This is a genomic window from Streptomyces sp. GESEQ-4, from assembly GCF_017948455.1.
Classification (GTDB): domain Bacteria; phylum Actinomycetota; class Actinomycetes; order Streptomycetales; family Streptomycetaceae; genus Streptomyces.
In genome coordinates this window covers 242,665-254,987 of the sequence record NZ_JAFFSU010000014.1, presented here as the reverse complement: position 1 = coordinate 254,987, position 12,323 = coordinate 242,665, and the positions used below count along the sequence as shown (strand labels likewise).

The 12,323-nt window shown below is 71.1% G+C and carries 12 protein-coding genes; 4 read left to right on the top strand and 8 right to left on the bottom strand.

The window, feature by feature from the left end; genetic code table 11:
- Positions 1-169 precede the first annotated feature (169 nt).
- The 7 genes from moeZ to KCH48_RS26445 form a co-directional block, all read right to left on the bottom strand.
- Positions 170-1,348, bottom strand: a complete 1,179-nt coding sequence (gene moeZ / locus KCH48_RS26475; RefSeq protein ID WP_210577235.1) for an adenylyltransferase/sulfurtransferase MoeZ — start codon at positions 1,346-1,348, stop codon at positions 170-172.
- A gap of 63 nt (positions 1,349-1,411) precedes the next feature.
- Positions 1,412-2,161, bottom strand: coding sequence for a spherulation-specific family 4 protein (locus KCH48_RS26470; protein ID WP_210577234.1), 750 nt, complete (start codon positions 2,159-2,161; stop codon positions 1,412-1,414).
- Positions 2,149-3,114, bottom strand: coding sequence for an NAD(P)-dependent oxidoreductase (locus tag KCH48_RS26465; protein ID WP_210577233.1), 966 nt, complete (start codon positions 3,112-3,114; stop codon positions 2,149-2,151). The genes KCH48_RS26470 and KCH48_RS26465 overlap by 13 nt, the downstream gene beginning before the upstream one ends.
- A gap of 213 nt (positions 3,115-3,327) precedes the next feature.
- Positions 3,328-4,611, bottom strand: a complete 1,284-nt coding sequence (locus KCH48_RS26460; protein WP_210577232.1) for a hypothetical protein — start codon at positions 4,609-4,611, stop codon at positions 3,328-3,330.
- The gene (locus KCH48_RS26455) at positions 4,608-6,341 is read right to left on the bottom strand and encodes a DUF3492 domain-containing protein (protein WP_307840956.1); all 1,734 of its coding nucleotides are present in this window, start codon (positions 6,339-6,341) and stop codon (positions 4,608-4,610) included. Before KCH48_RS26455 ends, KCH48_RS26460 begins: the two co-directional genes overlap by 4 nt.
- Before the next feature lie 237 nt (positions 6,342-6,578).
- Complete coding sequence (locus KCH48_RS26450; protein WP_210577230.1) at positions 6,579-8,120, bottom strand: DUF3152 domain-containing protein; 1,542 nt, start codon at positions 8,118-8,120, stop codon at positions 6,579-6,581.
- Between the two features lie 8 nt (positions 8,121-8,128).
- On the bottom strand, positions 8,129-9,127 hold the full coding sequence (locus KCH48_RS26445; RefSeq protein ID WP_210577229.1) for an alpha/beta hydrolase: 999 nt from the start codon (positions 9,125-9,127) through the stop codon (positions 8,129-8,131).
- Positions 9,128-9,378: 251 nt separating this feature from the next.
- On the opposite strand from KCH48_RS26445, the gene KCH48_RS26440 reads away from it, so the two are divergent.
- From KCH48_RS26440 to KCH48_RS26425, 4 genes are all read left to right on the top strand, one after another.
- A complete protein-coding gene (locus KCH48_RS26440; RefSeq protein ID WP_210577228.1) occupies positions 9,379-9,600 on the top strand; it encodes a hypothetical protein in 222 nt (73 codons plus the stop codon).
- A gap of 168 nt (positions 9,601-9,768) precedes the next feature.
- The gene (locus tag KCH48_RS26435) at positions 9,769-10,410 is read left to right on the top strand and encodes a TetR/AcrR family transcriptional regulator (RefSeq protein WP_147993574.1); all 642 of its coding nucleotides are present in this window, start codon (positions 9,769-9,771) and stop codon (positions 10,408-10,410) included.
- A gap of 169 nt (positions 10,411-10,579) precedes the next feature.
- Complete coding sequence (locus KCH48_RS26430; protein WP_210577227.1) at positions 10,580-10,807, top strand: DUF3107 domain-containing protein; 228 nt, start codon at positions 10,580-10,582, stop codon at positions 10,805-10,807.
- A 190-nt stretch (positions 10,808-10,997) separates the two neighbouring features.
- A complete protein-coding gene (locus KCH48_RS26425; protein ID WP_210577254.1) occupies positions 10,998-11,267 on the top strand; it encodes a hypothetical protein in 270 nt (89 codons plus the stop codon).
- Between the two features lie 107 nt (positions 11,268-11,374).
- Here the strand turns inward: KCH48_RS26425 and KCH48_RS26420 are convergent, their stop codons facing one another.
- Positions 11,375-12,130 (bottom strand): ferritin-like domain-containing protein, encoded by a 756-nt coding sequence (locus KCH48_RS26420; protein WP_210577226.1) that lies wholly within the window; start codon positions 12,128-12,130, stop codon positions 11,375-11,377.
- Positions 12,131-12,323: the final 193 nt, after the last annotated feature.

Genomic DNA, 12,323 nt, shown 5'->3' with positions numbered 1-12,323 from the left:
GGGCGGGGCTGGGAGGCGCGGTGGGGAGGACACGCGGCGAGGCGCGCGGGATACGCCGGGAGGTGGGGGGGGGGGCGGGGCAGGGGAGCGGGGGGGGGGGAGCGGGGCGGGGGGGGGGGCGCCGGCCGGGGGGGGGGCGCGCGCCCCCCGCCGTTCGGAAGACCTGAGGTCAGTAGACCGGCTTGCTCGGCTCGATCTGGTTGACCCAGCCGATCACTCCGCCGCCGACGTGCACGGCGTCCGCGAAGCCCGCGGACTTCAGCACGGCGAGCACCTCCGCACTGCGGACACCCGTCTTGCAATGCAAGACGATCTTCTTGTCCTGCGGGAGGGTCTCCAGGGCGGTGCCCATGAGGAACTCGTTCTTCGGGATCAGCTTGGCGCCCGGGATGGAGACGATCTCGTACTCGTTGATCTCGCGGACGTCGATGATCTCGATGTTCTCGCCGTCGTCGATCCACTCCTTGAGCTGCTTGGGAGTGATCGTCGAACCGGCCGCGGCCTCCTGGGCCTCCTCGGAGACGACGCCGCAGAAGGCCTCGTAGTCGATGAGCTCGGTGACGGTCGGGTTCTCGCCGCAGACCGCGCAGTTCGGGTCCTTGCGGACCTTGACCTGGCGGTACTGCATCTCCAGGGCGTCGTAGATCATCAGGCGGCCGACGAGCGGCTCACCGATGCCCGCGAGGAGCTTGATGGCCTCGTTGACCTGGATGGAGCCGATGGACGCGCACAGCACGCCCAGGACACCGCCCTCGGCGCAGGAGGGGACCATGCCGGGGGGCGGGGGCTCCGGGTAGAGGCAGCGGTAGCAGGGGCCGTGCTCGGACCAGAAGACGGAGGCCTGACCGTCGAAGCGGTAGATCGAACCCCAGACGTACGGCTTGTTCAGCAGCACGCAGGCGTCGTTGACCAGGTAGCGGGTCGCGAAGTTGTCCGTGCCGTCGACGATCAGGTCGTACTGGCTGAAGATGTCCATCACGTTGTCGGCCTCGAGCCGCTCTTCGTGAAGGACCACGTTCACGTACGGGTTGATGCCCTTGACGGAGTCACGGGCCGACTCGGCCTTGGAGCGGCCGATGTCGGCCTGGCTGTGGATGATCTGGCGCTGCAGGTTCGACTCGTCGACCTCGTCGAACTCGACGATGCCGAGGGTGCCGACGCCCGCCGCGGCCAGGTACATCAGGGCCGGCGAGCCCAGGCCGCCGGCGCCAACAGCGAGCACCTTGGCGTTCTTCAGCCGCTTCTGCCCGTCCATCCCGACGTCAGGGATGATCAGGTGACGGGAGTACCTGCGGACCTCGTCTACGGTGAGCTCAGGAGCTGGCTCGACCAGGGGTGGCAGCGACACGGGGGCTCCGTTGGTCGGTCAATCACTACAGTTGTTCTCCCCGTAACAGTGCCATGCGTTTTTTCATTCCGAGACACCCGTTCCGACCCGCGAGACGATCTCGTCCCAGTAGCCGGGCATCGTCTCCCAGGGGTCGGTGCGGCCGCCCTGGTCCGTGCGGTCGGTGAACCAGATCGTCGAGGCCCCCTGCCAGCGGGCGATGCGCAGAGCCTCGTCGAGGTGACCGAGGGGTACTCCGTGCACCAAGTGGCAGAAGCGCTCGGGCGGGTGGTCGGCGGTCCACTCCGCCACCTGCGACCAGCGGTAGTCGCTCCACGGGCCGGAGAAGGTGACCAGTTGGTCGGCGCTCTCGGCGTAGCCGGGGTGGGGATGGGTGCCGTGGCCGAGGACGATGTGGGGGTCGTCACTGATCGCGCGGAGCGTGGTGGTCGTGCGGTGGATCTCCGGGAGCGCGGCGCCTTCGGTGGGACAGCGGTCCAGGAGGAAGCCGTCGACCTGGTACCAGTCGAGATAGCGGTGCGCTTCGGAGATCAGCTCGCCGAAGACCCGGGCGCCGTAGGTGGTGTCGAGGTGGCCGAGGACGCGCAGGCCCGCGTTGCGGAGCCGGCCGGCCGCTTCCAGACAGTGCGGGTCGGGGCGGCTGCCCGGGCCGTCGGCGACGTTGAGGACGGCCCAGTGCACCGGCGTGCCGGGGCGGGTGAGTTCGGCCCACTCGGCGGGGGCGACGAGCGGGTGCGCGAAACCCGGGATGCCGAAGCCGGTGCGCAGGTCAGTACTGGCAGTGCTCGAATTGGTGCTGGTCAGATGCGGCATGCCGCCTCCATCCAGATGTCGGCGAGGGACTCTTCGAGGTTGATCCGGGGGCGCCAGCCGAGCCGGTCGCGTGCGGTGCGCACATCGGCCTGCTGCCAGCTGCCGCAGCCGTCCGGGTACGGGTACGCGACCGGGGCCGTGTGGTCCGATTCGGAGCGGGGGTGGCCGATGGTGGCCCTCAAGGGGCCTTGGCCTGGGTGCCCGTCGAGTTCATGGAGGGCCCCGCCGTATCCGGCCACGCGCGCGAGGACCGCCGCGGCGTCACGGAGACGGACGGCGCGTCCCGAGCCGATGTTGATGACACCCTGCGCGGCGGAGAGCGAGGCGGCGTGCACGGCGCGGGCGACGTCGCGTACGTCGATGAAGTCGCGCTGGACGCCGAGGCCGCCGAGCTTGAGCTCACCGTCGCCGGACTGCATGGCGCGGCGCATGGCCTCCGCCAGGCGGCCGAGCGGGGAGCCGGCGGGGGTGCCGGGGCCTGCCGGTGAGAAGACGCGGAGGACCACGGCGTCCAGGCCGGAGCCGAGGACGAGCTCGGTGGCGGCGAGTTTGCTGACGCCGTACGGGCCGCCGGGGCGGGGCACGGCGTCCTCGGCGGTGGAGGAGCCGGGCTGGCTGGGCCCGTACTCCGCGCCGCAGCCGATCTGGACGAGCCGGGCGCCGCAGCCGCTGCGGCGAAGAGCCTCACAGACCGTGGCCACGGCGACGGTGTTGTGGCGGGTGAGTTCGCGGGCGCCCCCTCGGGTCGCGCCGGCGCAGTTGACGACGACGCCGGGGTGCACCGCGTCGAGGAAGCGGGTGAGCGCGCCGGGGCTGCCGGACGCGAGGTCGAAGCGGACGTCCGCGTCGTCGCCGCGACCGAGCGCGGTGAGCTGGACGGCCGGGTCGGCGAGCAGACGGTCGGCGACGAAGCGGCCGAGGTAGCCGTTGGCTCCGATCAGCAGGACCCTCATCGGGCGGCTCCCGGGACCGAGGTTCCGGGTCGGGAGGTGATCATCTGGGGTCTCCTTCTCGGGGGTGGTGGTTCGAGGCAGCCGGCATACAGCCGACCGGCCGGGGTGTGCGTCGCCCGCTGTCGCGCCGTGCGCATGGCGACTCGTCCGGTGGGGACGTGGCATGGCGACTCGTCCGATGTGCATGGCACGGCGCTTCCTCCGACGCGCGTCTCATGGCGACCCGTCCGATCGTGCGTGGGCCGACGCCTTCGTCAGTCGGCGGTTCGCGTGGAGCAGGAGGGTCAGGGCCGCGGCTCCGCAGGTGAGGGCGGGGATGCTGCCGGGGCCCCAGGTCTCGACGAGCGTGTCGACGGGGGTGGTCAGGAAGCCGCAGCCGGGGAGGCGGCCCGCGAAGACCGTGGCCAGGGCCGCTCCTTCGAGCGTCGCCGTCGCGATGAGGACGACCGCGGGGGCGTGCGTGAAGCCGTGGGCGGTGAGGAGGCGCGCCAGGAACAGGAGGGCGCCGAGGGTGACGGTCTGGGTGTAGGCCGCGGGCTCGGCCAAGGCGGCGCCGGTCAGGGCGAGGAGGGCGGTCAGGAGGCACAGGAACAGGGCGAACGTGCCGCACAGCAGGGGTCGTACGGAGGAGGTGAACTCGTTCAGGCCACGACTGGCCGTCAGTTTGCGGCGGGCTCGTGCAGAGAAGAGGTGGGCGCTCCACGCCGCGGGGGCGCAGGCCAGGGTGAGGGCGAGGATCGGTGCGGTGGCGAGGGGCCAGGGGCCGCCGTCCGTGGCGCCGGTGGGCAGGCCGTCGGGTCCTCCGGCCAGGGCGGCGCGGAGCAGTCCGTCGCCGAGGACGACGTAGGCCACCAGCCACCAGGTCCACAGGCCACTGCCGGGCTTGGGCGTGCGGCCCTTCGGGGCGAGCGGGCCGCGGGACAGGGCCGCGCGGATGCCCAGAGCCACGGCCAGGACACCCACGGCCGCCGTGATCAGGCGTGGTTGGCCGTGGGTGAGCCGCAGGCCGGCCAGCGTGGCCGCGCACAGCGCGCCCGGCAGCAGGGTGAGCAGCGCCCAGTCGGCTCGGAGCCGGAGGGCTGTCGGCGGCGTGGGGCGATGGGCCGTCTCGCCGTCACGCGGAACGCGGGCGTACAGCTCCTCCGCCAGGGAGAAGACGTCCCGGTGGCGGAAGCGGGACGCGGTGCGGTCGGTGACGCCGTGGGCCTCCAGGCCCGCCGCGATCTCCAGGGGATCAACGGCGCGTTCGCACAGCTCACGGTGACGGTGCATCAGCGCCTTCACCGGATCCGCGGCAGCGGCACGGCGCCCGGGAACGTGGGCCGGGGCAGTGTCGGGAGCGGGCTTGTCGGGCTCCGGCTCCGTATCGCCCTGTGCGTGCGGCTGCCCGGCATCGCTCAAGCAGGCGGCTCCCGACAGCCACTCCTCCGAGCGCGTGTCCCACGCTCCGACGCCGGTTGGTGTGCCGGGGCGGTCCAGTTCGCCCAGGTCGCTCATCGTGCTCCCTCCGTCGCGGGTACGGCGCCGCCCGCGCGTACCGGCTGCCGTCCCGTCGCCCAGCCGGGGCCGCCGCGGGCCGCTACGCGGGCTGCCGGGTCGGTCCAGCGGCCGGGGAGGTGGGCTTCGGCGGGGTCACCGAACGGCAGGGGTTCTCCGGTGGCGTCGAGGACGACACGGCGGACCGGGCACTGCGAGACGATCTCCAGGTAAATGCCGTGAAATGCCGCAGTGTTCTGCTCGACCGTGAAAAGTTCGAGCGCGCGGGCGCGGGCGGCGGCGCCCAGGCGTGCACGGCGCTCGGGATCGCGCAGCATCGCCACGCACGCCTCGGCGAGCGCCCGAGGATTGCGCGGCGGCACGACCAGTCCGGTGCCGCCGATGACCTCCACGACGGCGCCGACGTCGGTGGACACCGTGGCGCGACCGCAGAACATGGCCTCGACGAGGCCGATCGGGAAGCCCTCGACGACGCTGGACAGGACCGCCACCGCTCCCCCGGCGTACGCCTCGGCGAGCGTCGGAGCCTCGGGGCCGCCGATCTCCTCGAAGGCCACCGGGTTGCGGCCGACCGAGTGCGGGCCCTCCGCCTCGTCCGGGAAGAGCTGGGCGGCGAGCGCCTTGCAGTGGGCCAGGTAGGCCGTGCCCTCGGCGCCCGAGGGGGTGCCGACGATCCGCAGCCGGGTCTTCGGTTCCTCCTTGCGGACCTCCGCGAAGGCGTGCAGCAGGGAGACCAGGTCCTTGGTGGGTTCGATCCGGCCGACCCAGACCAGGGTGTCCGGATCCACGCACTCCGGCGCCTCGCCCACCTCCGTGAAGCAGGCGGCCTCCATGCCCGGGTAGACCGTGCGCAGCTTGTCGCGATCGGCGCCGCAGCGCTCCTGCCAGCGGCGGGCGTGCGAGTTGCCGGGCGTGATGACGGCCGCCCGGCGGTAGATCTCGGCGGCGAGCCGACCGTGGAAGGCCGCGAGCAGGGCCCGTACGGCGGGTGGTGCGTCGCCGGCGGTCAGGTAGTGCGTGCGCAGGTGTACGCCGTACTCGGTCACCAGCAGCGGTACGCCCGAGAAGTGGCGGGCGATCAGCCCCGGCAGGGCGGCCGACCCTCCGGACGCCGCGTGGCACAGGTCGACCGAGCCGAGCCCGTCGTCCTCGTACCAGTCGAGCGACAGGGGGCGCAGGGCGCGTTCCAGGTGCGCGGCGACGGTGAGGAGTTCGGGTACGCGCGCCTCCCGCGCCGTGCGCAAGGCGCCGCGCGCGCGACAGGCGCGTTCGAGAGCGCGTACGGCGGTTTCCGAGCGGAGCGCTCCCACCAGGCCGCCCTCGTCGCGGGCGAGTTCGGCGAGTCCGTACAGCGCACTGCCGAAACGGTCCGCCACGGAGGTGGCCCCTACCTCAGAGGTGGCCCCTGCTTCAGGGGCTGCCTCCGCCCCGATGCCCCCCGTCGCGCACAGGGCAGCCGCCAACTCGCCGTAGCAGTCGGCGAAACGCCGCCGCGCCCGCCGCCCGTACCGGACACCGTCGTCCTCGGCCCTCCACAGCGGCGCCGTCCGCACCCGGCCGACCTGCGACGGCAGCGGCACCCAGCCCTCGTCCTCCTGGTGTGCACTGCGGCTGAGCGCGTAGACATCGAACTCGTGCTGCCCGAGCCCGCGCACGAGCCGGTCGCACCAGAGCCTGGCGTCACCGCTCGCATACGGATAGCCACCCTCCGTAAGCAGTCCGATGCGCACAAGTGCACCCCCGATCTCCCGTATGGGGAGCCGCCGTTGACTCGACGGCTCGCAGCGGGAAGAACGTATGCGGACAAGGCGGTGGCGCGACGGACGGTTGTCCATCACGCCACCAAAAGGGGTGAACGGTCGTAACTTTCCCGTGCGGATCGCGTTCGGTCGCGCTAAGAGATCAAGCAGTTACGTTTTGTTAGACCGCGGCACGGCGGACTTGGGGTGGGGTACCTGTGGGGTACCTCAACTCCCGGGATACGGCCAGGGATTGGCCCGGCAGCGGATCCCGTCGTGGTCGAGGAACTTGGTCTGCTGCTGCATGACAGGGGCGAGGTCGCCGTTCTTGTCGCAGGTGACGTGGCCGTAGCCGAGCCGGTGGCCGACCTCGTGGTTGATCAGCATCTGGCGGTACGCGTACATCTGATCGCCGTACGTCTTCGCCCCCTGCGCCCATCGATACGCGTTGATCATCACGCGTTCCGTCGACGCCGAGTCGCAGGACACGTTGTCCTCGGTCGTGTCCAGACCGGACTTGGCGCACCACTCGGCGGTGGTGCCGGGGCTGGCGAGCGTGATCACGAAGTCGGGCTTGCCGGAGTAGATGCGCTCGAAGGTACGGGCGCCGCTGTGGGCCCAGCTCCGGTCGTCGTTGAGCGTCTGCTGCACGGCCCGCGCGAAGAGTTCACCGTCGAGGCCGAGCCCCTGCTCCACGTCCACGCGGTAGGTGTACTTCTGGCCCGTACTCGGCGCCTTGTCGATACCGGCGATCGCGTCGAACGTGCCGGAGCCGTCGAGCTTGGCGCTGAGCGGGTACTTCTGGTCCATCTTCTGCGCATACGTCAGCGTCGCCTCGCTCGGCGCCGTGGAGGGCGTCGGCCGCCCGTCCGCGCGCGAGGCACCGTCACGGGCGTCCCGGCCTTGGTCGGTGGCGGACTGCGACTGCACGGCGTCGTCGTCGCGCGCGCCGGTGACCTGGCCGGCCACGACGACGGCCAGCACGGTCGTGACCGCGAGGGCCGCGACCCCTGCGAAGGTCCGCCCCTTGCCACCCTTGGCCTGCGCGGGTTCGCCGGTGGGCGGCGCGTCGTCGGCGTCGCCCTCGGTGTCGTTCGCGATGCCGGTCGCCCCGGACCAGTGGGTGACGGAGGCGTACGGATCGGAGGAGGTGGGCGCACGGGGTGAGAAGACGTCGACGTCCTCGCCGAAGGCCTCGACGTACTCCTGGCGCGGCCCGCCCCCAGGCGCCTGCCGCTGTCGCGGTATCGAGGCACCGGGCCCGGCCGGAGCCCCGTACCCGCCCCCGCCGCGCCCCCTCGGCTCACCCCAGCCCCCACCGGGTTCCCGCTGCTCCGGGTGGCCACCCCTGACTTGAGGGACCCCGCGCGCGGGCGTGCCGTCGGCGTAACGGGGGGTGCCGTGAGCGGGAGTACCGTCGGGGAACCGCGGGGTGCCATGGGCAGGCGTACCGTCGGGAAGCCGCGGGAAACCGTGCGCGGGAGTTCCGTCGGGAAGCCGCGGGAAGCCATGCGCGGGCGTCCCCTCCGCAAGCCTCGGAAAGCCATGCGCCGGCGTGCTGTCAGGAACCCTCGGCCCACCGCGCCCAGAGGGTCCGTCAGGAACCCTTCCTACACCCCGACCAGAGGGCCCGTCAGGAGCCCTCCCCACACCCCGACCAGAGGAACCGTCAGAACCCCTCGGCGCACTCCGAGGCGCTGGAGTGCCCTCGGAAGAACCACCCTTGACCGCGCCCTTGGGCGCAGGTCCGCGCCGACTGTGGCGTCCCACCTCGCCCCTCAGCTCCCCGCGGTCTCGACGGCGGTCCCCGTGACGGCACTCAACTCACCGGTGTCGGCGAGGTGTTCCTGGAAGGCCCGCGCCACCACCTCGGGGTACTCCATCATGGCCACGTGCCCGGCGTCCGGCAAGGACACCAGCCGGGAGGAGCGGAAGGAACGGGTCGCCTTCTGGCCCATGCGGTAGCCGACAAGCTGGTCCCGGCCGCCGTATATGAGAAGGGTCGGAGCGAGGACGCGCTCGGCCTGGCGCCACAGCCCGTGCTGGCCGCCCAGCGTGTACGCGTTGACGATCCCGCGCGCGGAGCGTGCCAAGGCGTCCCAGAAGTACGGCAGTTGCAGCCGCCGCGCCATCTCCTCCACGGCGTTGTCGAACTCCTCGGGCGTCACACGCCCGCGATCGCCGTAGCAGAGCGCCATCACCCCGCGCACCCGCTGCTCCGCGGACCAGTCCCTGCTGTACCGGGTGAACAGGCTCGCCACACCGGGCAGCGCCAGCAGGGCCGTCGGGACGGCGGTGGGCTGGACACGCAGTTCGGGAAGGGCGGGCGACACAAGCGTGAGCGTACGCACCAGATCGGGGCGCACGGCGGCGACGCGGGTGGTGATCGCGCCGCCGAGCGAGTTGCCGAAGAGGTGCACGGGCCCGCGCCCGGAGGAGTCGAGATAGCGGATCACCGCGCGAGCATGGGCGGTGACGGAGTAGTCGCCGTCGTCCGGTGGCGGGGAATCGCCGAAGCCGGGCAGATCGAGGGCCTCACTGTCGACATGCGCGTCGAGCAGCGGCATCAGCCCCGACCAGTTCTGTGAGGAACCGCCGAGTCCATGGACGTACAGCGCGGGCGGCAGATCAGCGCGGGCCGCGGGCCTCGACCGGACCGTCAGCGTGATTCCCGGCAGCCGCACCGACCTGAGCCGCTCACCCTCGGCGACCCTGACGGGCGACACCTTGGGGAGCGCACTACTGGCCGGCGCGGATGGGAGTTCGGTCGAAGACATGCAGCAATGTTACGAGACGATCACGCAGTGGTTCATGTGTTCGCCATCACAAGCCCCGCGCGAATACATAGAGAGCCACCACTACATAGAGAGCCAACGCCCCTGGCCCCCACCCGGACGCACCGCGTCACGATCCGGACGCGGATCGCATAGCGTCCGGATCGGGTGTCTCCTAGGCTCGTAAAGAGGGCACCCGCATGTGGCCCCTGCTTTCCCAGGGACGTTCGTAGGAAGTAGGAAGGGAGCCCATCATGGCCGTAGACCCGACCGACCCCGACACCTTCGAGGAGATCGAGGAGAGCGACGAGGAGATCGACGTCGAGGCCCCGGAAGGCGATGCCGCCGAGCAACAGGCCGATGTCGCGCCGGATCGCGACGACTCGCTGAACGGCGTGGACCCGGACCGCGCCAGCGAGGCGGATCTGCTGGAACAGGCCCGCGTGGTGTCACTGGACGAGGACGACTACCGGTGAGCAATGAGGCGGCACAATGCCCGACCCACCCCTGTTTGAAACCATTCACCCCGCTTTCGTAGCCGTCCGGTCCGTGAAATTCTGCGCTCGCAGCGCGCACACCACGGTTACCGAAAAGTACGATGGCCGCGCGGCGCACACCGCATGTGGACGACTTTGGGAGGCGGCGTGACAGCCATCGAGCAGACAGAGGCGGCACGCCCGAGGGGCACGCGCCTGCCGCGCCGGGCCCGGCGGAACCAGTTGCTGGGCGCCGCCCAGGAAGTCTTCGTGGCACAGGGCTACCACGCGGCCGCGATGGACGACATCGCCGAGCGCGCCGGCGTCAGCAAGCCGGTGCTCTACCAGCACTTCCCGGGCAAGCTCGACCTCTACCTCGCCCTGCTGGACCAGCACTGCGAGTCCCTGATCCAGGCCGTACGCCACGCGCTCGCGTCGACGACCGACAACAAGCAGCGCGTACGGGCGACCATGGACGCGTACTTCGCGTACGTCGAGGACGACGGCGGCGCCTTCCGCCTGGTCTTCGAGTCCGACCTGACGAACGAGCCCGCGGTGCGCGAGCGCGTCGACAAGGTCACCAACGAGTGCGCCGAGGCGATCTGCGACGTCATCGCGGAGGACACCGGCCTCTCGCGCGCCGAGTCGATGCTGCTCGCCTCAGGACTCGGCGGCCTCGCCCAGGTGGTGGCCCGATCCTGGCTGCACAGCGACCGCAGCGTCCCGCGCGACCAAGCGGTCCAGCTGCTGACGTCACTGGCCTGGCGGGGCATCGCCGGCTTCCCGCTGCACGGCAGCGAGCACCACTGACCGCCGTACGGCACCGAGGCACGAGGCACCATGACCGTCCGTTTGTTCCCGCCCGCTGTTCGCTCCTGGCGTTCCCCTGCGCAACGTGTACATCCCCTCACCGGGCTAATGTGTGCTGCGTACGGCGCGCAAGGTCGCGCACTTCACTGACCGTCGGAGGGACATAGCCGTGGAGGTCAAGATCGGCGTGCAGCACGCGCCCCGCGAGATCGTTCTGGAGAGCGGTCAGAGCGCCGAGGAGGTCGAGCGGGCGGTGTCCGACGCGCTGGCCGGCAAGTCGGCGCTGCTGAGCCTCGTGGACGAGCACGGCCGCAAGGTCCTGGTCCCGGCGGACCGCCTCGCCTACGTCGAGCTCGGCGAGCCGGCACCGCGCAAGGTGGGCTTCGGCGCGCTGTAGTCACGTGTGAAGGAAGGGGCCCGGCGGTCGCTCGACTGCCGGGCTCTTTCCTGTCCCTGGCCGATTTCCTTCACATGCGGACACAAACGGACTACATATCGCGCACACGGGAGGATTGCATTCCGCAGGTCACGGGTATGACGGGCTACGTCCGTGGTGCGCAGGCAGGCCGTGTGGGAGGGACCCCGTGATGATCTTGGAAGCGCTCGGCGCCGCAGTGCTCGGCCTCGCACTGGCCTGGGCCGCGATCCACCGCCTCTCGCACCGCCTCCCCGCCCGCTCCCTCGTCCTCCCGACCGGCGTAGCAGGCGCCCTCCTCGGCGCCTTCCTCACCCACAGCGCCCTGGACGCAGGCAACGTCCTCCTGATCCTGACCGGCGCGACAACGGTCTCCGCAGCGTCACTCTCCCTGCTGGTACGCCCGTCAGGAAGACTCCGCCGACGATCAGCAACGGCATAGGCCCCAACGCCGAGTAGGACAGCGTCCCTTAAGGGGCGCGGGGAACTGCGCGACAAGCCCCCACAGCCCCGCAGCCGCGACTCAACAGAACCACCCCCCACGAAGCGCTACGCCGCCAACCCCAACGCAGCCATCCGCTTCGTATGCGCCTCAGTGATCCGAGAGAACATCCGCCCGACCTCCGCAAGATCGAACCCGTCGGCAACCCCACCCACCAACATCGTCGACAACGCGTCCCGATCAGCCACCACCCGCTGAGACTGCGACAACGCCTCCCCCATCAACCGCCGCGCCCACAGCGCAAGCCGCCCCCCGACCCGCGGATCCGCGTCGATCGCCGCCCGCACCTTCTCCACGGCGAACCCGGCATGCCCGGTGTCGTCCAGCACAGCCAGCACCAGCTCGCGCGTGTCCGCGTCGAGCCGCGCGGCGACCTCACGGTAGAAGTCGCTGGCGATCGAGTCGCCGACGTACGCCTTGACCAGCCCCTCCAGCCAGTCCGAAGGCGCCGTCTGCTTGTGGAAGCCGTCCAGCGCGGCGACGAACGGCTCCATGGCCCGCGTCGGCTCCTCACCGATCTCCGTGAGCCGGTCGCGCAACCGCTCGAAGTGGTGGAACTCGGCCGACGCCATCTTCGCCAGCTCCGCCTTGTCCGCCAGCGTCGGCGCCAGCTTGGCGTCCTCCGCCAGCCGCTCGAACGCCGCCAGCTCTCCATAGGCGAGCGCGCCGAGCAGGTCGACGACCGCGGCGCGGTACTGCGGGTCGGCGGCGGCCTTCGCCCAGTCCTGGGCGGCGACTCCGGTGGCTTCGGCAGGGGCGTCGGAGGCGTTGTCAGGCTTGTCAGAGGTCGTCATGAAGCGCACAATAGCCCGCTCGCCGCACTAAGGAAGTCCCTGGTCAGTCACTGTGACGACGGCTACGTGAAGTGGTGTGACGACAACAACGTGACCTAATCGGCCATCGCATGTGCGCGTTTCCGGGGTATGGTGGTAATGCGCCTGCTGAGTACATCGACGTAGCTCGACGGTTACTCGACAGGCCGCACGTATGAGGATG

What these genes read in the sequence shown, in the direction of transcription:
- KCH48_RS26470 (WP_210577234.1), bottom strand. Translation starts at nt 2,161, where the DNA reads ATGCCGCATCTGACCAGCACCAATTCGAGCACTGCCAGTACTGACCTG.
- KCH48_RS26465 (WP_210577233.1), bottom strand. Translation starts at nt 3,114, where the DNA reads ATGAGGGTCCTGCTGATCGGAGCCAACGGCTACCTCGGCCGCTTCGTC.
- KCH48_RS26460 (WP_210577232.1), bottom strand. Translation starts at nt 4,611, where the DNA reads ATGAGCGACCTGGGCGAACTGGACCGCCCCGGCACACCAACCGGCGTC.
- KCH48_RS26445 (WP_210577229.1), bottom strand. Translation starts at nt 9,127, where the DNA reads ATGTCTTCGACCGAACTCCCATCCGCGCCGGCCAGTAGTGCGCTCCCC.
- KCH48_RS26440 (WP_210577228.1), top strand. Translation starts at nt 9,379, where the DNA reads ATGGCCGTAGACCCGACCGACCCCGACACCTTCGAGGAGATCGAGGAG.
- KCH48_RS26425 (WP_210577254.1), top strand. Translation starts at nt 10,998, where the DNA reads ATGATCTTGGAAGCGCTCGGCGCCGCAGTGCTCGGCCTCGCACTGGCC.